The 21,585-nt window shown below is 41.3% G+C and carries 19 protein-coding genes; 11 read left to right on the forward strand and 8 right to left on the reverse strand.

Annotation, left to right across the window (positions count from 1 at the left end; all coding sequences use genetic code 11):
- From QZT26_RS10200 to QZT26_RS10215, 4 genes are all read right to left on the reverse strand, one after another.
- On the reverse strand, nt 1-516 hold a 516-nt coding region (locus QZT26_RS10200), incomplete at its 3' end, for a DUF6079 family protein (RefSeq protein WP_295101944.1).
- Nucleotides 513-1,028: a BREX-3 system P-loop-containing protein BrxF gene (gene brxF / locus QZT26_RS10205; RefSeq protein WP_295101947.1), complete on the reverse strand. Its 516-nt coding sequence runs from the start codon at nt 1,026-1,028 to the stop codon at nt 513-515. The genes brxF and QZT26_RS10200, both read right to left, overlap by 4 nt.
- A 25-nt stretch (nt 1,029-1,053) precedes the next feature.
- The gene (locus QZT26_RS10210) at nt 1,054-1,908 is read right to left on the reverse strand and encodes a tetratricopeptide repeat protein (RefSeq protein ID WP_295101948.1); all 855 of its coding nucleotides are present in this window, start codon (nt 1,906-1,908) and stop codon (nt 1,054-1,056) included.
- Nucleotides 1,909-2,062: 154 nt separating this feature from the next.
- Nucleotides 2,063-4,159 carry a glutamine synthetase III gene (locus QZT26_RS10215; protein ID WP_295101949.1) on the reverse strand — a complete coding sequence of 699 codons (2,097 nt, stop codon included), beginning with the start codon at nt 4,157-4,159 and terminating at the stop codon, nt 2,063-2,065.
- Nucleotides 4,160-4,756: 597 nt separating this feature from the next.
- Here QZT26_RS10215 and QZT26_RS10220 point away from each other — a divergent pair.
- The 5 genes from QZT26_RS10220 (at nt 4,757) to QZT26_RS10240 (ending at nt 8,349) form a co-directional block, all read left to right on the forward strand.
- Nucleotides 4,757-5,116, forward strand: a complete 360-nt coding sequence (locus tag QZT26_RS10220) for a hypothetical protein (protein ID WP_295101950.1) — start codon at nt 4,757-4,759, stop codon at nt 5,114-5,116.
- Between the two features lie 27 nt (nt 5,117-5,143).
- On the forward strand, nt 5,144-5,509 hold the full coding sequence (locus tag QZT26_RS10225) for a Rap1a/Tai family immunity protein (protein ID WP_295101951.1): 366 nt from the start codon (nt 5,144-5,146) through the stop codon (nt 5,507-5,509).
- Between the two features lie 48 nt (nt 5,510-5,557).
- Nucleotides 5,558-6,085 carry a thermonuclease family protein gene (locus QZT26_RS10230; RefSeq protein ID WP_295101969.1) on the forward strand — a complete coding sequence of 176 codons (528 nt, stop codon included), beginning with the start codon at nt 5,558-5,560 and terminating at the stop codon, nt 6,083-6,085.
- A 90-nt stretch (nt 6,086-6,175) separates the two neighbouring features.
- Entirely contained in the window at nt 6,176-7,402 is a 1,227-nt protein-coding gene (locus QZT26_RS10235) for a class I SAM-dependent rRNA methyltransferase (RefSeq protein WP_295101953.1), read from the forward strand.
- A gap of 248 nt (nt 7,403-7,650) precedes the next feature.
- Nucleotides 7,651-8,349 carry a DUF445 domain-containing protein gene (locus QZT26_RS10240; RefSeq protein WP_295101956.1) on the forward strand — a complete coding sequence of 233 codons (699 nt, stop codon included), beginning with the start codon at nt 7,651-7,653 and terminating at the stop codon, nt 8,347-8,349.
- Between the two features lie 34 nt (nt 8,350-8,383).
- On the opposite strand, the gene QZT26_RS10245 is transcribed toward QZT26_RS10240, so the two are convergent.
- On the reverse strand, nt 8,384-10,216 hold the full coding sequence (locus tag QZT26_RS10245; RefSeq protein WP_295101957.1) for a sodium:solute symporter family protein: 1,833 nt from the start codon (nt 10,214-10,216) through the stop codon (nt 8,384-8,386).
- A gap of 428 nt (nt 10,217-10,644) precedes the next feature.
- Here QZT26_RS10245 and QZT26_RS10250 point away from each other — a divergent pair, with 428 nt between their 5' ends.
- The 3 genes from QZT26_RS10250 to QZT26_RS10260 all read left to right on the forward strand — a co-directional run bounded on the left by QZT26_RS10250 (nt 10,645) and on the right by QZT26_RS10260 (nt 15,624).
- On the forward strand, nt 10,645-11,277 hold the full coding sequence (locus QZT26_RS10250; RefSeq protein WP_230405655.1) for a TetR/AcrR family transcriptional regulator: 633 nt from the start codon (nt 10,645-10,647) through the stop codon (nt 11,275-11,277).
- Nucleotides 11,278-11,438: 161 nt separating this feature from the next.
- Nucleotides 11,439-12,503: an efflux RND transporter periplasmic adaptor subunit gene (locus QZT26_RS10255; protein ID WP_295101959.1), complete on the forward strand. Its 1,065-nt coding sequence runs from the start codon at nt 11,439-11,441 to the stop codon at nt 12,501-12,503.
- Nucleotides 12,504-12,507: 4 nt separating this feature from the next.
- Nucleotides 12,508-15,624, forward strand: a complete 3,117-nt coding sequence (locus QZT26_RS10260) for an efflux RND transporter permease subunit (protein WP_295101961.1) — start codon at nt 12,508-12,510, stop codon at nt 15,622-15,624.
- A gap of 405 nt (nt 15,625-16,029) precedes the next feature.
- Here the strand turns inward: QZT26_RS10260 and QZT26_RS10265 are convergent, their stop codons facing one another.
- A complete protein-coding gene (locus QZT26_RS10265; protein WP_261341073.1) occupies nt 16,030-16,158 on the reverse strand; it encodes a hypothetical protein in 129 nt (42 codons plus the stop codon).
- 411 nt (nt 16,159-16,569) lie between these two features.
- Here QZT26_RS10265 and QZT26_RS10270 point away from each other — a divergent pair, with 411 nt between their 5' ends.
- Complete coding sequence (locus QZT26_RS10270; RefSeq protein WP_295101963.1) at nt 16,570-16,821, forward strand: hypothetical protein; 252 nt, start codon at nt 16,570-16,572, stop codon at nt 16,819-16,821.
- Here QZT26_RS10270 and QZT26_RS10275 read toward each other — a convergent pair.
- Nucleotides 16,790-17,305 carry a hemerythrin domain-containing protein gene (locus QZT26_RS10275; protein ID WP_099323509.1) on the reverse strand — a complete coding sequence of 172 codons (516 nt, stop codon included), beginning with the start codon at nt 17,303-17,305 and terminating at the stop codon, nt 16,790-16,792. The two genes, QZT26_RS10270 and QZT26_RS10275, sit on opposite strands and share 32 nt — an antisense overlap.
- Before the next feature lie 679 nt (nt 17,306-17,984).
- Nucleotides 17,985-18,674, reverse strand: coding sequence for a hypothetical protein (locus QZT26_RS10280; protein ID WP_099323508.1), 690 nt, complete (start codon nt 18,672-18,674; stop codon nt 17,985-17,987).
- Between the two features lie 1,493 nt (nt 18,675-20,167).
- On the opposite strand from QZT26_RS10280, the gene QZT26_RS10285 reads away from it, so the two are divergent.
- A complete protein-coding gene (locus tag QZT26_RS10285; RefSeq protein ID WP_295101966.1) occupies nt 20,168-20,581 on the forward strand; it encodes a hypothetical protein in 414 nt (137 codons plus the stop codon).
- A gap of 275 nt (nt 20,582-20,856) precedes the next feature.
- Nucleotides 20,857-21,519 carry a hypothetical protein gene (locus tag QZT26_RS10290; protein WP_295101967.1) on the forward strand — a complete coding sequence of 221 codons (663 nt, stop codon included), beginning with the start codon at nt 20,857-20,859 and terminating at the stop codon, nt 21,517-21,519.
- Nucleotides 21,520-21,585: the final 66 nt, after the last annotated feature.

A 21,585-nucleotide genomic window follows, 5' to 3' on the forward strand; every position in this document is an offset into this window, starting at 1 on the left:
ACCGTGCCCGGGGAAGACCTCTCCGAACTTCGCCATCATGTCTTCGAATGCTCGTTTATGGCTGGTAATCGTTCCCGCATCAGGGAACACGTATTCCACTCCAAGCTTCTCGATATGCTCTTCCAGTTCGGCTACCATGATGTCGCGCAGGGACATGGTGGTAGCGCCGATCTCGGTACGGATGACCTTGAAGCGCCCGGCAATTTGAGAGGCTGCATCACGGACGCCGGGGTGATTCAGCGCTTCCACAAGGGAGGCATCTGCGGTAAGACTGGAAACCACCGACATCAAGTGTGATTTACCGGTGCCGTAGTTACCGACGACCAGCAGGCCTTTGTTGTCGACCGGCTGGTCGAACTGCATCTGCGGGATTACAAGCTGCGTGAGCCGTTCCGCCATCTCCTCTGAAATGACGTAGGTGTTCACGAGGTGGTGCGCGGCACTGGATTTGTCCGCGTCACGTAACTGAACGACCGACTCAATCGGGTCGAATTGGATAAGGTCTCCGTATTTCATGCTTGTCCTGCCTCCCTATTGTTTTTTTCCGAATTTACTGAGGCTGTCCCATCCATGTTCACGATCAGCACATCGACCAAGTCATAGCTGCGGTATTCGGGATGGCCTGTTTCGGCGTATAAAAGTCTCCCGCCGGTAGATGTTCCATTCCATGAAGCTACCACGGTGCGGTTTCTCGAGATGCCCTGTAACAAACGCAAGGGGTCCTGCTTGAGGTCCTTGTCGAAAAGGATTTCGAGATTATCCAGTACCACCGGTGATTGGGCTTTGTCCACGATTTGATCGAGGATTCCCGGCAGCCACAGTGACCGCTGCCTGGCCGTCAACTCAAGCAGCTCGCTGGAGAGCGCCAGGTTGATATTGATGACGGAGGCGCCGAAATCATCTGCGATATCCCTAAGGACGCTTGTTTTGCCGGAACCAGTCTCGCCCACCAACAGCACCAGGCGATGATACAAGCCTTCGGCTGCCAGCAGGGATCGTTTTATCTTGTCGTGAATAGGTTCTGCCATAGTTGTTCCTTATTCGTGTTGCATTTCATTTCCGGTAATTGGAATAAATCTTTTTTGCCCTGTCATGTAATTGTTTTGCTGCCTCTTTTTTCCCGGTTTCCTCGTAAAAAACTGCCATATTTTCCAGTATGGTTGCAACTAAGGGATGATCTGAGCCGTATTCATTTTCATATATTTCCAGAGCCTGTTTATAAAGGGACTCCGCTTTTGTGTTTTCTCCATTGTGATAATAAAGTGTTGCAAGATTGTTCATTGATGATGCAACGTCCGGGTGGTCGTTGCCAAGGATTTCCACTTCAATTGCCAATGCCCTTTTGTAAAAAAGTATTGCATCGGCATATTTTTCCTGGTGTTGGTAAATTTCTCCCAATCTGTTCAGGATGTTGACTACGCCGGGATTGTCCTGACCGGAGGCATTCTCATATATGCCAAGAGATTGTTTGTAAAGCGGCTCTGCTTTAGCATAGTTGTCCTGAAGGAGAAACATTTCCGCCAATTCCTGCAGGACGTAAGCGACAGTAAGGTGGTCTGCGCCATTTTTTTCCCTGTAAATATCCAGCGCCTGGTTGAAAAGAGGTTCGGCTTCGTCATACATGGTGTATGTTCTATAAAGTATACCAAGCAGGTTCATTGAAGCTGCAATAGAGATATGGTCGGGCGGGAATGTTTCCTTTGCAATCTTTAATGCATCTTCCCCTGACTTTATTGCATCTGCGTATCTTTTCTCCTGTAAAAGTGTGGTAGTTTTATCATGAAGCTCCTTCCACAGATTCTCCTGCGCATATACAGGTAAAATAAAAGATACCACAAGCGACAGTGTTAAAATGATTTTCGTTCCATGGCGTCGAAGTGATTTTATACTGTTTATTAACTTACTCATAGATGTAAATCCCCTTTATTTGTACTAAATGATGTGTTTGATACTGAAAAGATCTTAACCACAAAGGGCACAAAGAATACTGAACGCAAAGGATACGAAGAAAAAATTACAAAAAAAAGGCGACACGTTTCCCATACCACGTGAACTATTACACTTACAAATTAAATAAAAGGTCTGCATAGGTAGGAACCGGCCACAATTTTCGGGGGACAATTTTTTCCAGTGAGTCGATGTTTTGCCTCAAATTATTCATTGCAGCAAATACTGTATCACGGCATGCAGCCGCCCGTTTTTCGCTATCCGCAATTTCATACGTCTTTGTCAGTTCGGTATCAAGTTGTTCAACATTTTTGTATGATGTCTCCAGAAGGGTGGATACCTTTTCCAGCAAATCTCTTTGCACAACAGAAGAACCTTTTATCGTCTCCAGTTTTTCTATTGATTCAGCAAGTTCTTTAATAAAGGTCAATACTGCGGGAATATATAAACTTCTTGCCATATCAAGCGCCGCTTTTGCCTCAATACAAATCTGTTTTGCATACTGTTCGAGATAAATCTCGCGCCGCGAATGCAACTCTTCCTTTGAAAGTACCTTGTATTTTTTAAACAAATCAACAGCCTTTTTTTCCGCAAACGTTTTCAGCGCTTCTGCGGTGGAACGAATATTTGGCAATCCTCTTTTCTCCGCTTCTTTTATCCATTCTTCCGAATAATTGTTCCCGTTAAAAATAATCCTTCCATGTTCCTGCACGGCATCGCGTATAATAAAAGTGGTTTCTTTGTTTATATCCTTTGCTTTTTCAAGCCGGGTGGCAATTTCATCAAGCGCTTCCGCCACAATGGTATTTAAAACAACGCATGGCCCTGAAATGGAAGCGGAAGACGCAACCATACGGAATTCAAATTTATTGCCGGTAAACGCAAAGGGAGACGTTCGGTTTCTGTCGGAATTATCCAACGGAAGCGGCGGCAATGTATCTACACCTATCTCAATCGATGTGAGGCCTTTCGAAGTCGCCTTTTTCCCCTTAGAGATTGCTTCTAAAATGTCCGTCAGCTCCTGTCCCATAAAGACAGAAATAATCGCAGGCGGCGCCTCATTCGCGCAAAGGCGGTGGTCATTGCCGGAATTTGCCGCTGATCTTCTCAAAAGGTGCGCATGGCGGTCAACAGCCGTTATCAGCGCACTGAGAAAAAGTAAAAACTGAGCGTTCTCATGGGGTGTGGTTCCGGGGTCAAGCAAATTCATGCCGTCATCGGTACACAATGACCAGTTTGTATGTTTTCCTGAACCACTTAAACCGGCATAGGGTTTCTCATGCAAAAGGCATACAAGGTTATGCCTTATGGCAACCTTCTGCAGTGTCTCCATTACAAGTTGATTTTGATCTGCCGCAATATTTGCCGAGGTAAAGAGCGGCGCCATTTCAAATTGAGAGGGGGCGACTTCATTATGTTTCGTTTTAGAAGCGACCCCAAGTTTCCATAGCTCCTTATCAAGGTCCTTCATAAACTCAGCAATACGATCCTTTATTTGACCAAAGTAATGGTCTTCCATTTCCTGCCCTTTGGGAGCTGAAGCTCCAAAAAGTGTTCTTCCTGCTACAATCAAATCTAATCTTTGCACGAAGAATTTTTTATCTACCAGGAAATACTCCTGCTCAGCGCCGACGGTTGGGGTAACTTTATTTGCGGTTTTATTCCCCAATGCCCGTAAAACGCGGAGCGCTTGTTTTGAAACAGCCGCCATGGAACGAAGCATTGGCGTTTTCTTGTCAAGCGCCATACCGGTATAGGAACAGAAAGCGGTTGGAATACAGAGGGTGACGCCGCCAAGCCCGTCTTCCTTTAAAAATGCAGGAGAGGTGCAGTCCCAAGCGGTATATCCACGAGCCTCAAAGGTAGCGCGCAACCCACCGCTTGGGAAACTCGATGCGTCCGGTTCTCCTTTAATAAGTTGCTTGCCGGAAAATTCCATAATTACGCCGCCTTGTGTTGTATGCGAGATGAAAGAATCATGCTTCTCGGCGGTTCTTCCCGTCAGAGGCTGAAACCAGTGGGTATAATGTGTTGCGCCCCTCTCTATTGCCCAGTCTTTCATAGCGCTTGCAACAACATCCGCAACCTCCGGCGGCAAAGGAATTTCTTTATCAATTGTTTTCTTAAGCAATTGATATGTATCCTTTGGCAGCCTTTTCCTCATAACCTCATCGTTGAAGACATTTGTGCCAAAGATTTGGGTAACATCCATTTCGTAACCTCCTGACAGTATGCTGTTCTATGGTATATATAATGAATACTGCATCATGAATAGGGTATTTGCTTGTTTACTATACATACAATAATAAACGACAAACTACAAATAACAAATAACAAACAAATTCGCATTTTTGTAACAGTTTGGCTTTTTGAAAAAAATAGAATTTTTACAAAATAATACTATAAATGGCATAGGAAACACATGCAAATTTTCTTCATGGGTTTGCAGCCTGAAACAATGAATGTATTTGTAAATACAAACAACGGTGGGTACGCTATCGCATCACCCTTCCTTACTATGAATAAAACACTGCTCTGTTTCTCATTTCCGATTTGTCCGTGTTACATATAATTTTTCTATCGTTACAAAAGTATTATAAAGATATTATTGCCATAAATAGTTACAATTATTTACAAATATTTACAAAATTGATTGAAGGTGTGAAATACCGGCGAAAAAACATAGAGAGAGAAGTAAATATGTTTTATACTACCCAGCCTTCTTGTGTTTTAATTGGTTGCGGGTCAGTATCACTCGTTATTTTACATAAATTACTATAAAGAAGCCCAAAGGGGGAGGTTCCGATGTATGATAAAGTATGATAAAAAACGTTTTTTATTTATGGGGGTCAGTAGTCTTTTCCTCTTAGTAGTTATTGCCGGATTAGCTGTGAATGTATCGAGGACAATGCCCCGGAATACCTATGTTTATGTTAATGATGAGGACAAGGAATATTATGCCCCGAATTGTGTGAAAGATGTTCGGAAATTACGATTAATTACGGTACGGGAAGCACTATCATTAGGATATATTCCTGAACCTCGATGTGCGAAATCAGGAGAGTTTCTTCAAAAAGGGCGTTCATTAGCCGGAGTTTTGCTAGAAAAAATGGGCATTTTAAAAGAATTGCCGCCAAGATGGAATAAAGACGGGTCGTGGAATTACTAAAATTATTAAAAAAGGGAGACGGATAAAATGAGAAGGTGTATTTTTTTTGTTATGGTTATTATATGTGCGGGGTTTTTTTACACAGTGAATGCAGACGCCGTACCATTCACTTCAGGGATCAAACTTGTGGATCATATGAAGGAGAATGATAAGGCAGTGTCTGGGATTAAAGAGGTTGATTGGTTAAAAACAGGCCTTTATCTGGGTTTTATCGGAGGCGTCTATGATGCATGTGATGGGGCATTCTTTTGCGCAAGCCCCTCAGACCCCACACAAGGAGAAATAGTATCAACCGTGTCAAAATATTTAAAGGAAAACCCGGAAAGATGGAATGAACCGGCAGTTGTGTTAGTTGTTGATGCGTTAAAAGAGGCTTATCCATGTCCACAGTAAAACATACAATCGCATTATTCTATAAACAGGAGGCACACAGTGTTTAAAATGAAACTATCTTTCAAAGTTATTGTTTTGTTTCTCTTATTCAATATAGTATTTTTACCGCATCTTTTTGCAAGGGACAAGGCAATTGTGTTATCCGTGATCGATAGCGATACTTTAAGGGTAAGGTATAAAAACAACGAAGAACGGTTTAAATTGGTGGGAATAACCACGCCCGACACTAAGCTAAACAGTGCGGTACTGGACAATGCCGAAAAATATGAAAAAGATGTAAACGACATCCTGCTGATAGGCAAACGTACCCTGGAGTTTACGAAAAGCCTGGTAAAACCAAATGATAAAGTATCGATAGAGTTTGACGTCCAGTTTTTGGATAAGGACGGCAAGTATCTGGGATACGTATATCTTGAGGATGGAAGGATGCTCAATGAAGAAATTATTAAGGCAGGGTTTGCAAGCCCTTCCGCTGAGCGTCTCAATGTTAAATATAAAAAGAAATTCCTGAAGGCATTTGCAGACGCCAGGGAAAATCGAAAAGGCTTGTGGAATCCGGCGGAGTCTGGTAAATAACAATATTTGTGAGGAATTATTATTACACGCTGCCAATGCTGGCCGCAAACAACTTTTTAAACAAATTTTAAAGACTGCCATCCCTGTTAAATGAAACTTCCTGTTATATCACTTAAAGCAAAAAGAAATTCCCTCCACCCATGGATCTTCAACCGCATGATTCGTCACCCGCAAAAACCTGTTCCACCAGGGACATTGGTTGAAGTGGTATCCAAAGAAGGAGGGTTTATCGGCAGGGGTATTTATAACCGGAAAAGCAATATCGGTATTCGGCTTTTAACCGAAAATGTTACAGAGCATTTGTGCAAGGAATTTATATTAAAAAAATTTGAATACGCCAAAGCATTGCGTGAAGATGTGTTAGGGATACATAAGACGTCGGATTGCTACAGGCTCGTTCATGGCGAGGCAGACGGGCTTTCCGGCCTGATTATTGATAAATTTGCCCGTGTGATTGTAGTCGAACCTTATTCCGCCGGCTACATTGGAATTATGGACTGGATAGTTTCGTCATTAAAAACCCTTTATCCTGATTGTAATGTAGCGGTAAGGCCCGACGCCAGGAATGCGGAGAAAGAAGGGGTGGATTTCTCTAAACTGTCAAGGAATTATCCGTGCCCTGATTCGGTGATAATCTGCGAAAATAATATGCGTATGATGATAAATTTCAAATCGGGACACAAAACAGGTTTTTTTCTTGACCAGAGGGAAAACCGTTTGGCCTTGTCTCTTTTATGTCGCGACAAGGAGGTGCTTGATTGTTTTTGTTACACCGGAGGGTTTGGAATATCTGCAATGCTGGCAGGCGCAAGGTATGCAACAGGCGTTGACCTTGATGAAAAGGCATTAGAAACCGCAAAAGAAAACGCCCGGTTAAATTCGGCAGCTATTTCGTATGTGCATATTGATGTATTTGATTTTTTAAGAAAAATGTACCACAGTGGTACGCAAACAGACGTGGTAATACTGGATCCCGCCAAGCTTGCCGGTTGTACAGGAGAAATAAAAAGAGCCATGAGAACGTATGGAGATATTAACAGACTTGGTATGCAAGTGGTTCGGCCAGGGGGGATATTGTTGACATGTTCCTGTTCCGGTCTTATTTCAGAAAAAGATTTTCTTTCAATACTTACTCGTTCAGCCGCGGAAGCCGGGGTAATATTGCAAATATTTAAAATCACAGGAGCTGCGCCGGATCATCCGTTTAGTTCCATATTTCCGGAAGGGAGATATCTCAAGGCCGTTTTTGCAAGAGTCTTTCCGTACTCAGGAAAAAAAACATTCGTTCCAAATAGTTCGGAATATGAATCATACTAAATAAGTTTGTTATATAGCCAAACAAATATAGTTTTAAAAATTTGGAGATAAAATGGCTTTCTAAAAAAACAGATTTATTTGACTAAGCATACTATCAAACGTCCCCTTAAATTTCCTTTTGATTGAGGGGACATCTTCTCTCTCATCTAAAAAGAGGCGGCAGGGGGGAGAGGTAAATTTTTCTAAAACCTTATTTGTTTGACTATATCTATGCCTTATTATTTGAAATTTCAGTGAGGATATCTTTCGTGAATAAAAGTTTACTTACCAATCTTATAGCCGGTATTGTCTTTCTTGTTTCTTATTTTTATCCATCTTTTTTTGGAAAGACTGCGATAGTGCATGCAAGTCTCTTTGCCTTGTCCGGCGCATTGACAAACTGGGTAGCCATTCATATGTTATTCGAAAAAATACCGGGCTTTTACGGTTCAGGAATAATTACGCTCAGGTTTAAACAATTTAAGGAAGGCATTCGTTCCTTGATTATGGAGAATTTTTTCACAGAAGAAAACTTTGCCAAAGTCACACAGGAAACGCTTCCTCATACCATAAAGCCGGAACTGGTAATGGATCAGATAGATTTTGACAAAGTATTTGCCGGGCTGGTTTCCACCGTGAAAAAATCGACCTTTGGCGGCATGCTGGATATGTTTGGGGGAAAAAATGCCCTTGAACCGTTGAGAGAACCATTTAAAGCCGAAATGGAAAAACAGGTGACGGATATCATCACAAACATTGACATAGCTTCGGTATTGCAGAAAGAAACTGATTTCGACTCCTTTCGGTCGAAGATTGATACTATGGTAAATGCGAGACTCAATGAATTATCGCCGCAACATGTAAAGAAAATTGTTGAGGAAATGATACGCAGTCACCTGGGCTGGCTTGTTGTTTGGGGAGGGGTATTTGGGGCGTTGATTGGTTTTTTCAGCGCACTTCTGCTCTGAAAATGAGTTTTGCGGCAATGATTCAATTCGCAGTTTATCGCAAGCGTTTTTCTTGTTTTTTCAGGAAAAAAAACAATGCGCTTCCCGAACAAATTGCAACAAGCAATAAGATTATTCCCGATACTTCAGCGCCCAATATAACCTTTCCCGTTCCTATCAGGATGCAATTTACCACGATAATTCCTAATAGAATATGAAGGAAAGTTACCGGTTTAATCCCTTGATCTTCATAGCCGGGGACTTTTTGTGCAATTGACTTCCAACCAGGTCCTCCGGGATACACCTTTTTGTAAAAGGCGATTAGATGGTTTTGGGATACCGGACGGGTAATGAATGTAATTGCTATCCAGGCGGGAATAATAACAACCATTGATACTGCAATTGAATAGGGAAACTGAAACAGTGGTTGTTCCGGATAAAAACCGGACAATCCTTTACCCCAGAGGGTATCTTTTAAAAAAGAGAGTCGATTTGAAAACGGAATGCCTTTAAAGACAAATGTGCCGGCAAGCGCAAGGGAAAACGCCGAAATTTCCGACCATGCATTTACCCGCCACCAATACCAGCGCAATATATAAACAGAACCAATCCCCGCTGTAACAGAAAATACAATAATCCATACCTGAGAAATATCCTTCACCGCAAATGAAAAAAAGGTGCCAAGAAAGGCAAGGCATACAATAACGATTCTTGCTATCAGCACATATTCTTTATCGCCTGATGTTTTTCTAAAAAAACGTTTATAACAATCATTAACGATGATAGAGGCGCCCCAGTTTAACTGCGTGTCGATAGTTGACATAAACGCCGCGAAAAATGCAGCGATCATAACACCGAACATCCCTACAGGCAGCGTCTCTTTCATCATAAGCGGATAGTATGTTTCCACGTCATCAATCTTCCCAAAATATGCCATGCCGCAGAGTCCGACAATAATCCATGGCCAGGGACGCAGGCATATCATGGCAGTGTTAAACCATAAATAAGCAAACATGGAATGCCGTTCATTTTTTGCGGCAAACAGTCGTTGCGCAATATAACCTCCCCCATCCACATTGTACATAACCACCCACACGATTAAGACAAGCGCCAGGAATTCCGTAAACGGTGTGGTATGGTTAAGCGGCGTAACCTTTGGAATGATTCTCAGGACAGAATCTACGTCAAAATGCCCTTCTGCCAGTTTGCGTTGTATTTCAGCCATTCCGCCAAGTTTTATAACTGAAGCAACTGCAAGATAAATTGATCCTGTCATTGCGATGATAAACTGTACCACATCAGTAGCAACGACCCCCCAAAGCCCTGACATTGTCGTGTAAACAACCGTAATCAGGAAAAGCACCAAAACGGCAAATACCTCGGCATTCAGCCCAAGTATTATAGTAGTCTGGTCCCACCCCATGATGGTGACAATGATCTTGGACATTGCCTTCATAACCCATGCAATTATCAGTACATTCTGGAAAAGGCCAAACCATACTGCACGGTAAATCCGGAGACATGCGGCAGCCATGCCGTCGTAACGCAGCTCAACCAGCTCTGCATCTGTGGTAATGCCAGCCCTGTTCCAGAGACGTGCAAAGAGAAATACGGCAAAAATACCGCCTACTCCCCAATTCCACCAAATCCAGTTCTTCCAGATACCACCTTTTGCAACAAGACCGGAAACAGCAAGGGGCGTATCAGCCGCAAACGTTGTGGCAACCATAGAAGTGCCTACAATCCACCACGGCAAACATCGCCCCGAAACAAAAAACTCGTCCATGTTTTTTGATGCACGGCGTGAAAAATACACACCAATCAGAAAAGTGAAGAAAAGATAGGCAAGGATAATGGAAACGTCGATGTAATGAAGCCGTTCAAACATTGTTACCGTTGTTATAAAGAGAGGAATTTAATAAATCGTAACACTTTCGTTTTTTTGAAAAACCATCAAAGCAAAATCATGCTGTGCAGCAGTCATTCTGCATTCCTACCCCTCAATTTCACCTTCTACAACCACGTCAGCGGGGCACAGTTTTTAGCAATCGCCCTTGTTTTAAAACTCTGGCATGGAAATGAGCGTTTTTGTTTTTTCAAGAGATTAAATTATACAGTAAATGAAGTATTGTGCATGTACGTTATCGGCAATAAGCCATGATTGTAATCGTTCAAAGGGTCGTTATCAATCAAAACAATTGTTCATGCAAAAAAGTAATGAGAAACCTATGTATCTGTTTTAAATGTTGAAAAACAATATATTCAAATTATAATGCTAATGTAAGCGTATGCTAACAATTGCAAATCAATTTTATTTTGAATAAACTACAGTATTCGTTATATATCATGTCCGGTCATCAGGAAGAAGCACACTCGGCGAGGAAAAAGATTCTGGAAACGGGATTGAAGCTTTTTTCAAAAAAAGGCTATCTTGGCACAACTACGAGAGAAATCGCAAAAGAGGCGGGCACTGCAGAGGTAACGATTTTCAGACATTTTATATCAAAAGAAAAACTTTTTGAAGAAGTTTTAAATACCTATTCGTTTCTTCCGGCTTTGCAGGGACTTCTGCCGGAGGTTGCTGAAATGCATTATACGGAAGCATTGACTGTTATTGCGGAAAGATTCCTCGATACGCTTGCTGTGAGAAAAGATATTATAAAAATAATGCATATTGAAATTCAAAGATATCCTCAAAAAATCCTAAAAATGTATCATGCGTTTATTGATGAAATTTTTAAAACGCTGGCTTCCTATTTCACAACGATGCAAAAGAAAGGGGTTCTTCGGGAGTTTAATGCTGAAACTGCAGCACGTGCCTTCCTTGGGATGTTATTCTCCTATTTTGATGCAAAGGAATTTCTCATGTGGAAAAAATACAGAATTGATGATTCAGATGCGATTATAAAGGAATTTGTCGATATTTTCGCGTCAGGGACAATGAAATAATTTTTTGAGGTATTATATCTGTTAATGTTCAATTCTCAAATTGTTGCTCATTTACCTTTATTCCTTCACATTGAGTATTAATTTTCAAATACGAAATCGGATTTCGCCGTTAGATATTTTGCCAAAACTTAAATTTATTTTTTTAAGGATACCTTATGTTTATGCGGACGTGTTATTTTCTTATCGTGCCTTTTGTGCTACTCTCAATTATTTCATCGCTTTTCGGACAAAGCGAAAAACAGAGTCCACCGCCGCTTGTCGTTGTTTCAGAAATCACCACCGGTATAATGACTCCAAAGACTGAATTTATAGGAACGGTAAATTATCCCTATATATCGGATGTTGCGGCTGAAGTAAATGGCAAGGCAGACTATGTAAACCTTGAAGAAGGTTTTAGGGTAAAGAAGGGAGAGTTGCTTGTAAAAACGAATTCGGATTTGCTGAGAAAAGAAATTAAATCGAAAAAGGCGTTAAGGGATCAGGTTTTATCCGACATCGATCTGGCATTATTAAACAAACAAAGGGTTGAAAAACTGTATCACGAAGAAGTCGTTTCTCAACAGATGTATGACGAAATTATATTTAAATTGATTAATTTTGAAAAAAAATCTGATTCAATAAAAGCGGAGTTGGAGTCGCTCTCAATCGAACTTCAAAAGAAAAACATACGGTCTCCCTTTAATGGAGTAATATTAAAAAAATATGTGCAGGTTGGCGAATGGCTTACGCCAGGTACTGTTATCGCAACCATTGCGCAAACCGATGTGGTTGAAGTAGTTCTTAACGTTCCTGAGAAAATATGTCTGTTAATAAAACAAAATATGGATGCCGTTGTCAAAATTAACGAAAAAATATTCCATGGGAAAATATTTGTCGTGATTCCCCACGGCGATGTGTCAACAAGAACGTTCCCTGTAAGAATAAGAATAACAGACGCTGAAACGCTTATGTCCGGTATGGAGGCTGTAGTATCTTTACCCTCCGGAGAAGAAACGAAATCTCTTCTGGTGGACAGGGATGCAATAATCAACTTTTTCGGAAACACGGTGGTTTTTGCGGTAAAGGACTCACAAGCATATATGACGCCGGTTCGCGTACTGGACTACAGTGAAACAAAGGCTGGCATTGAAGGAGTTGGCCTTATGGAAGGAACAGAGGTGGTAATAAAGGGAAATGAACGGCTTCGTGACGGCCAGAGAATAAATGTAAAGAGAGAGGGGATATAATCTTTTGAACAGCATCAGATTTTCCATTGAAAAACCGGTTACTATTATCGTTGGGATTATCTTTGTTGTGCTTTTCGGGGTAATCAGCCTTCTCACAATGACATACCAGTTAAGTCCCACCATTACCGAACCCGAAATTACGGTTACTACTACGTGGGTGGGAGCTACTCCATACAACATTGAACGTGAAATAATCGAAGAACAGGAAAAGGTTTTAAAAGGCATACCCGGACTTGTAGAAATGGAGAGCGAGTCGTTTGACGGAATGGGTTCAATTACACTAAAATTCACAATTGAAACTAGAATTGACGATGCATTGTTGCGGGTCTCCAACAAACTCAACGAAGTGCCTGAATATCCTGAAAATGTTGATAAACCAATAATCAATCCCACGGGGAGTGCGGCATCACCCGTTATATGGATTATTTTGCATGCAACGGAAGACAATCCCCGCTCGATTTATTCCTACAGGACATATTTTGAAGACGAGGTCAGACAATATCTTGACCGGGTAAAAGGGGTTGCCGATCTTGCGATTCATGGCGGGACTGACAAAGAGATGCATATCATTATCAATCCCCAAAAAATGGCTGCATACGGTGTAACAATAACGGAACTTGTTTCTCTCTTAAAAGCGGAAAACGTGAATATCTCTTCAGGTATTATGGGCATTGAAAGAAGGGATTACCGGATAAGAACGATTGGGGAATTTAATTCGGCGAAAGAAATTGAAAATATAATAATAAAATCCGATGGCCAGCAGCGAATCGTACTTTCGGATTTGGCAAAAGTCAGTTTTGGTTATGAAAAACTAAGCAATGTAATGCTCCATAATGGCGAAGAAGCCATTGCTATTGGCGTAAAACCGGAATCGGGCGTAAACGTACTTGAACTTACTAATACCATTTATGAAGTAGTGGATTGGTTGAATAAAGAAAAACTTGCCGAAGAAAAGGTTTATCTGAAATGGGTATACGATCAGAGGTCTTATATTAACGGGGCAATCCGGCTTGTGAAAAATAATATCCTTATTGGTGGCTTTCTTGCAATAGCAGTATTGCTGCTTTTCCTGAGAAATGTTTCTTCCACCGTAATAATCGCCACTTCTATTCCCATAAGCATTTTTGGCACGTTTTTGTTCCTGAAGGCATTTGGAAGAAATCTTAATGTTATAAGCCTTGCCGGAATTTCTTTTGCGGTTGGGATGCTTGTAGATAACGCTATCGTGGTGCTGGAAAATATTGATCGTCACAGAAAATCGGGGAAGACCGCTTTTCTTGCCGCATATGAAGGTGCGAAAGAAGTATGGGGAGCAATACTCGCCTCTACGCTCACAACAATTGCGGTATTTCTTCCCATAGTGTTTGTACAGGAAGAAGCTGGCCAGCTCTTCAGAGATATTGCAATTGCGGTAACATGCGCCGTAGGATTAAGTTTCTTCGTTTCTGTTTTTGTGATCCCCATGTTTTCGGAACAACTGTTCCGAAGGTTAAAAGTAAAAACAAAATCATTCGCCGGGCCTGGTGTGCTTCTGAAAGCAGGTGCATTTTTTCAGAAAATAATCATGGCTTTAGTGGCATTCGCAATTAAAGAGGGGAAAACCAGAATAGCAACTATTTTAATTCTTACCGCGTTTTCCTTTATTGCGACAATACTCTTATTGCCAAAGATGGAGTATCTTCCACAGGGAAACAGGAATCTTGTTATGAGCATACTCGTACCTCCTCCAGGCCTCTCTTACAAAGAAAGAATGGACATTGGCAGGCACATAGCCAATCAGCTTGGTCCTTACATGCAGAAAGATCATAACGGATTCCCAGGAATAAGTGATGTGTTTTATATCGGGGCGGACACAAGGATGGTTTTTGGCGCAAAATGCATGCATGAAGAACGCGCCGGAGAACTGGTGCCTTTGTTTATGCAAACAATCCAATCCATTCCCGGGATGTACGGAGTAAGCATGCAGGCAGGCATTTTTGAAACAGGTATTGGGGAAGGGCGTACCATCGAAGTGGATATTAGCGGCAGCGATATTCATCAAATTGTACAAGTGTCAGGAACCATGTTCGGAATGATAAAGAAAGAACTTCCTGACGCCCAGATCAGGCCGATACCCTCACTAGAGATCCTTTTTCCAGAGTTAAAAATAGTGCCATCAAGAGATCGCCTCATGGCTGCGGGGATGAATACTTATGAACTTGGCATTGCCCTTGACATACTAATGGATGGAAGGAAGATCGGATATTATAAACAAGAAGGGCAAAAAAAAATCGACCTTATCGTTAAGGCGTCTGATGAAACTATTCATACGCCTGAAATATTATATAACTCACTTATTTCTCTTCCCAATAGATCTGTAGTACCGGTATATTCCCTCTCTCAGCTTCAGCGAACAACCGGCATTACTCAAATCCGGCACCTGGAAAGGGATCGTACAATAACACTCCAGGTGACCCCTCCCGAAACGATCCCCCTGCAGGAAGCAATGGAGATCATTGACGGGACGGTTTTGCAAACACTAAAAGAACAGGACATGCTTCAGGGGGTAACCATAAGATTGTCTGGTGCCGCGGATAAACTCACCACAACAAGAAAAGCGCTGCAATGGAATTTTGCCCTTGCAGTTGTTATTACGTATTTATTAATGTCCGCCTTGTTCGGGAATTTTATCTACCCCTTAATTATCATGTTTACCATTCCTCTTGCCGCTGCAGGAGGTTTTATCGGGCTAAGATTGGTCAATATATGTATTGCCTTGCAGCCTTTTGACATTTTGACCATGCTCGGCTTTGTAATTCTTATCGGTGTTGTTGTTAATAACGCTATTCTCATTGTATATCAGGCACTGAATAATGTTCGATTCCAGGGGATGAACCATCATGACGCCGTAATTGAGTCAACGAGGACAAGGTTAAGGCCGATATTTATGAGCGCATTTACCAGTATATTCGGCATGCTTCCCCTAGTCATCGCGCCTGGTCCTGGTTCCGAATTATACAGGGGATTGGGGAGTGTAATGCTTGGAGGGCTGGCATTTTCGACAATTTTTACCATCTTCATCATTCCCGCCATTCTCATGTTCGCCATAAGAATGGAAAAGACGGAGAATACGCAAAGCTGATCGTGCCGTTTATTTATCGCTTTTTATGCTTAAATGCCGGGCAATATTTTTAGCCTTGCTTCCCCGCCAAATTTCCAGCCACACTGCATGCGGAACGTGTATGGCATCAAAATATATGAAACAGGTATAATATTGAGCATCTTGCCAGAAAGGAGGATAAACCCTATACAATAATTTCCGCTTTATCGACTCTATAATAAATCGCATAAGGAAAACGTTTAAGTAAACAACGTCTGAAATCTTTATATACTGTCTTATAGACTAACGGATTTCGTCTGATTTCTTCCGAAAGGGCATAAAAAACGCGAAGAAAATCTTCACCAAGCCCTATTCATTTCTCCTCATACCAAAAATAGCCATTTACGGAATTTTCTTTTAATTCAGAAAGAAACAACAAAGAATATATCATTTCCTCTTCTCAATACGATTTTGTAATTCCTCGATACTTAACAAATCTTCGGGAGAATAATCTTTTGACAGCCGGGCGTCTAATTCCTCCCTGTGGCTCTCTGGAACAGGCACCTCCGAATCCATAGAAGATACGCTATCCTATAGGTCTTCTATAAAAAGTATTTTTTCCGGTATACTCATTCCGTTCCGTACTATTATCCATCAACTTTTTGTTTTTAATGCTCGTTTTTCAAAATGCATAACCGTTTCAAGATGTTGCAGTAAAATAGCATGAAAAGGTAACGATAAAAATTATTTCTCTTGATGACTGGCAGAGACGTTTTCGTTGCATTATCGAGAAAATACATGAAAAATCTGCACGATATACTCATAATGAAATTGAATCTGATATTGCCCACTCCATAAAAGAAGTGAGACAAAAGAAAAGTGTCCATTAAGGTTGTTATTGACACCAATATCTGGATTTCCTCTCTATTAAACCCTTACGGATTCCCGCCAGATTAAGAAAGTTGTTTTGAAGAAGACACACTCCACGTGGTTATTTCAGAACCGATACTGGAAGAAATTGCAGAAGTACTCACCCATCCGCGTATAAAAGGCAAATATGGAATTTCAGAAGCCGATATTAAGGAACTATTGATTATGTATAGAAGAACGCGCAGAGCATGTTTTGCTTTCGGTAGATATTACTGTCTGTCGTGTAACCAAATGACCAATGACTACTGTCGGGAGGTTGAAGTATTCTTAAAACACATTATGTCTGTTTCACAGCCGCACTTTCTTTAGCCTCAATTTCAATGAATAGTCGGGCGACATTCTGTTTTTCGATTGGTTTTAGCCATTGCTCGGCCATGACAAACAGCGAGTTGTCTTCTTTGTTGATGTGGTCACGCAGCATCCAGGCAAAGTGAGTAGCATTCCCTTTCATCGGCGCAATAAACTCAGAGCCATCAGTGTTGGACAGATAACCGGCAACCGCCGCCTGCCAAAGTTCATTACTTGCACGAAGCTCAACATGCTCGCGCAGCATGATGCCAAGAGGTCCCTTACCTACGAGGGTGTACTTGCCCATTTCCGGGAATAAAGCCTCTTCCTCCTTGGTAAAATGTACCCAGAATTCCGTCTGGAAAAAGGTGGCCAGCGTTCTCAGTTCTGCAGTCGTTTCCGGCCGTTTGTCAGGGTGAGTAACGATTCTTTCCAGTGCGTCTAATTTCTTGAGTACATGCGCATGTTCCTCGCGTAATTCATCGGTGGGTCTCTGGTCTGACATATTCAGCCTCCTTAGTTTGCATCAGATGATAGGAAATTATTTTTTTCTATTTGGGGGGTCAGTTTAGCGAAAACTAAAGAAAATTACAAGTTTTTTTAGTTTATCAGCCCTACTGAACATCAAGGGAAAGAGAAATTAGAGCAGACGAGGAAATGAGGATCAAACCTTGATTAGTGATTAAATACTTGACAATAAAAGATAGTGTCTGCAACCTTGTCTTTGATGACAAGACAATGACGTACAGAATTTAAAGGCGTTTATTATCACAACTTATCGCGCGGCAATGAGCGAAGAGATATTTTTCGGAATAATGGTGATCACGTTTTGTTTCTGTAAACTTTAGGAAATATGTCGGACAGGTTTGAGGTTGAAGTTGTGGTTTACGCCTACGTTCTTATGGATAATCATTATCACTTGCTACCCAAAACCAATAAACCCAATATTTCTAAAAGCATGCACATGGATAAGTGATTCAAAATAAACTAAATCGTGATTTATTAATCTATCTTTTATGGAACATAGGTTGGTATGATAACCAGGAAATTGGTAACTTGTTTAGTATTGATTATTCATCAATAAGTCGGCAAGTAACTATTATGAGATCAAGGATTCCGAAAGATGATAAAATTAATAAGAGAATAACAAAGATTAAATCACTAATTAAGGTGTGACCTCATATTCATTCATACACTCTAACAGGCATTCCGTCGTACTTGACAATACACTCACGTTTGCCGCAAAAAACGAAACTATCATTCATGTGATCGCGTTCATCCAAACCGATGCGCCGGAACACATCCGCCCAAGTGTTAAGATCCCCATATTGTTTAACCAGCTCATTATGAACAGGCTGATCCTCCCATTGAGGATTCTCTGCGACAAACTGAGCATAAACATGTTCGGCGTGGTCTTCAAACTCTGCGTTAAAAAGAAATGCCCGGCGGATATTTACCAACGCCATGAACCGCGTAATCAACACATAGGAAATGACCATCACGAAGGGTATCAGTGGAAAGAAATACCACGGTTCTTTAACGCCGTCTTCTTTCATTTTTTCATGAATAACACGCAAATGCCAATATTCATTGTCCTGGGCTTCCCGCCCCCATGCCATAATTTTCAGGGCTTCTTCCACAACTTCTTTTTTTCGAAAGAAGCACGTCAACCGCCCATATTGGCGAACTTCCCATGCCCGGTAAGGAATGCTTGCCAGAATTTCAATGAGCTTTGTTTTTGCCAGAGTCACTTTTTTCCCTGTAATCCAATCCATCGTGACAAAAAAACATTTCGCCGCCAATGAATACTTATACCGCGTCCGAGTCAAGGACGACTGCTGTTCTTTTTTTAAATCAATTTTTCCCTGTTCCATAGAGTCTTTTCCTTTCGAGACAAGAAAATCCTTTTGTACATTTCATTGTCGTCTGCAAAGATTCATCACCTACGACAATGAATGATAAATTGATAATGAATAAATGATAGGAAATTGCTTTTTTGAAATGGCGTAAGGTTAAGGCAATGACAAGTGTAAGTCAAGTATTTTTTTATAATACTTGATTCAGCTCAATTGAATAAGCTTTCTGAAATTTAGAAAAAGTGATTGTTGTCGATATATTTGTAAATATAGGTTTTGTGATAGAAAGTAGGTATCTCTCTCCCGATATTCTTACATTAGCAAATTTTCACAATGATCAATTTGTAATAATGCAGGGTTCTTCATAACCAGACCCTTGACCTCTGTTACCGGCTTTGCCAGCAAACAGATGCCAAGAGTAGAATGTATCCGTTTCTCGAAAGGTTGGCTGGAATAAGGTAAAATATCCTAATTGAGAATTGGGAGTGTGGATTCAGGAAAGGAGGATATTTTAGAGATGGAGTGAAATTCATAAACGATTAGAAGGAATTAAACCACTAATATATAATGTATATCCCTTCTTGTTTACTATATGGAGTTCTTGATTGCCGCAGGAATCTTGCTTAAATAAAAAAGAAATTCAGGATATTCCGGGGGAGATATCAGAATTTCCAAAAGCATACACCCATTTGTATACACCCAGAATAGGGTATTTACAAAGATAGTATTTTTAATATAATCGCCGGGTTATATAGGGTGGATTATTTTTTAAGAAAGGAATTCCTGATTCCCTTCCAGCTTATCATGAAAGGATATATCGGAATTCGAAGTCAGGTCGATGGTTTACAGGCCAGAGTATACAGTCTGTATAATTCGTAATGAGCGATTAGCTGAAATGCAGCAATAACATGATAAAAATAAGTTACAATACGTCAAAAAAAAATACGCGGCAACTTTTTAGACATACTGAGGCAGTTCGTGTTTGCCGTTTTATACAGACTGTATAATTATTGTTAGCAGAAGAAAAAATGGCATTCACACTTGGGTTGCCAGAAATTAGTTTGAGAGTGATCCTCTTCGGAGTGCTTCAATACCTTCCATCACTCTGAATCAGCGAAAGACTCAAGACGTCACTCCGAAAAGAGCACTCCGCTTTTCTTGAAAATCTGAAATGGGAAGTAAAGGTGCGCGAACAAGCAGTCAGAGTTGCTGAGTATCTGGCACTAGCAAGAAGCCTGAAGGAGAACTCTCCTGATTCGGATACAGAATGGTTAACCAAATGTCATGGGAGTTGGCCATGTGGCTCCCCGAAGACATTTACAAATAAATGGCGAGTGCAATCGCCACTCTCAGTGAACAGACAAATGAGTTAACAACCGTCTGGTGCGGACACCGGGGACAACGCACCATGTTTCCTGATACTTTTATGGCCGATGCCGTACATCCGGAGCGTTACGTCAGAAGAGGCGCATTCTGGTTTCTTACAAACTACGTAGTGAGGTTAATACACAATGCTCAAGGACATGATCGACGCACTGAAACTCGTTACAGAAGGAATCGACAGCGTTAAGACGATTGCCGAGGCAGTCAAAAGCGGAAAAGACTATATCGAAGCCAAGCATCCTGAAGTTCGGAGCGACTTGCGCCTTATGGTGGATGAGTTGCAAAAAAGTCTGTTACTCATTAAGCGCGCTTCAGCCGTCTTGACTAACTTTAGGTTTGCTATCTCCGCAGACGTCCAAGGATCGGAATTGGTGCGATTCAATGACTATTTCATCCAGTCAAAGACGGAGGCGCAGCATCTCGAAAACCATATCGATGACTTGCGCACCCATTGCAGCAAGATTCGTAAACACGGAACAAAAATTGGCGGAGAAGCGACAGTCGCAGGCTTTACAAAGGTTTTTCACACTTTAGTCTTTTGAAACTGGAAATTGTCATTTGTAGTGCGACGAGGTTCGTCGCACTACATGGTAGAGACAGGTTTCAAACCTGTCTCTACTCCCGAATCCTATAAAACTGTAAAACGTATAAACATTTCTACAAAACACTCAAAATATGCCATTTCTAAAGATATATTATCCTGCCTTCTACGTCTGAATTTGTAGGAACGATAAAGGACCTGACCGGGATAGCAAATGCTAAAGAAGCGCAGAGCGGACGTCGCGATGCACTGGGAAGTGCTTATAATCCGGATTGTTTGGATTTTCTGGAAGACAGCAAGGATTTTAAAATTGAAAAAGTCTTTGAATTTTGTCCGAATGAGCAGCGTGCTTTTGGTGTTGAAGAAATGGTAAAACCCATTCCGCTTGCTATAAGATGCAATCCTGGTGAAGAGGCAGTTCTTCTGTCTTATGAAGATGGCGTTTGGTCCTGGCACTTTAAAAACAACGATTGTGTGAGTAACAGGGATTTGGTATCCGATGACGGCAGGCATATTAGTCTCTTTAGTGTTCCGTTTAAAGTGCAGGACAGAACCACAAGGGGTTTATGGAGCAAGGTTGTTCACGTCTTTAAATTTGCGACAGATTGGATACAAGAAGGCAGTTCGGCGGCTATCAACAATATGCTGCGTGAATACGAAGGGAGAAAAATTAAGGAAGGTTTTAAACGAATAGAACACAATTTAGGTTTTATTGAAGGCCTTACAACTGCCGATCCGGTTTCGGATTGGGGCGGTATTAAAGACGTAATGAAAGATAAAAAGAAAGCGCTCCTTTTTATACATGGCACGGGGAGTTCAATCGAAGGTGGATATGCAGATGTGCCGCAAAAAATACTGGCGGTTTTAAAAAATAATAAGGGTCTTCTCCCTACTGAGTGGGTAAAAATGAGCGAAAAAAGTCTTGCGACCCGCAATTAGAGGGAGTTTTCAGCTTGTTTTAGCGTCTAAAAATGTGATATAAAATCGCATGAGAAAAAAACGATC

Source organism: uncultured Candidatus Kuenenia sp. (genome assembly GCF_900696675.1).
In the GTDB taxonomy this organism is placed as follows: Bacteria; Planctomycetota; Brocadiia; order Brocadiales; family Brocadiaceae; genus Kuenenia; species Kuenenia stuttgartiensis_A.

What these genes read in the sequence shown, in the direction of transcription:
- QZT26_RS10220 (WP_295101950.1), top strand. Translation starts at nt 4,757, where the DNA reads ATGATAAAGTATGATAAAAAACGTTTTTTATTTATGGGGGTCAGTAGT.
- QZT26_RS10235 (WP_295101953.1), top strand. Translation starts at nt 6,176, where the DNA reads ATGAAACTTCCTGTTATATCACTTAAAGCAAAAAGAAATTCCCTCCAC.
- QZT26_RS10210 (WP_295101948.1), bottom strand. Translation starts at nt 1,908, where the DNA reads ATGAGTAAGTTAATAAACAGTATAAAATCACTTCGACGCCATGGAACG.
- QZT26_RS10255 (WP_295101959.1), top strand. Translation starts at nt 11,439, where the DNA reads ATGCGGACGTGTTATTTTCTTATCGTGCCTTTTGTGCTACTCTCAATT.
- QZT26_RS10225 (WP_295101951.1), top strand. Translation starts at nt 5,144, where the DNA reads ATGAGAAGGTGTATTTTTTTTGTTATGGTTATTATATGTGCGGGGTTT.
- QZT26_RS10215 (WP_295101949.1), bottom strand. Translation starts at nt 4,159, where the DNA reads ATGGATGTTACCCAAATCTTTGGCACAAATGTCTTCAACGATGAGGTT.
- QZT26_RS10230 (WP_295101969.1), top strand. Translation starts at nt 5,558, where the DNA reads ATGAAACTATCTTTCAAAGTTATTGTTTTGTTTCTCTTATTCAATATA.
- brxF (WP_295101947.1), bottom strand. Translation starts at nt 1,028, where the DNA reads ATGGCAGAACCTATTCACGACAAGATAAAACGATCCCTGCTGGCAGCC.
- QZT26_RS10285 (WP_295101966.1), top strand. Translation starts at nt 20,168, where the DNA reads ATGCTCAAGGACATGATCGACGCACTGAAACTCGTTACAGAAGGAATC.
- QZT26_RS10275 (WP_099323509.1), bottom strand. Translation starts at nt 17,305, where the DNA reads ATGTCAGACCAGAGACCCACCGATGAATTACGCGAGGAACATGCGCAT.
- QZT26_RS10265 (WP_261341073.1), bottom strand. Translation starts at nt 16,158, where the DNA reads ATGGATTCGGAGGTGCCTGTTCCAGAGAGCCACAGGGAGGAATTAGAC.
- QZT26_RS10245 (WP_295101957.1), bottom strand. Translation starts at nt 10,216, where the DNA reads ATGTTTGAACGGCTTCATTACATCGACGTTTCCATTATCCTTGCCTAT.
- QZT26_RS10280 (WP_099323508.1), bottom strand. Translation starts at nt 18,674, where the DNA reads ATGGAACAGGGAAAAATTGATTTAAAAAAAGAACAGCAGTCGTCCTTG.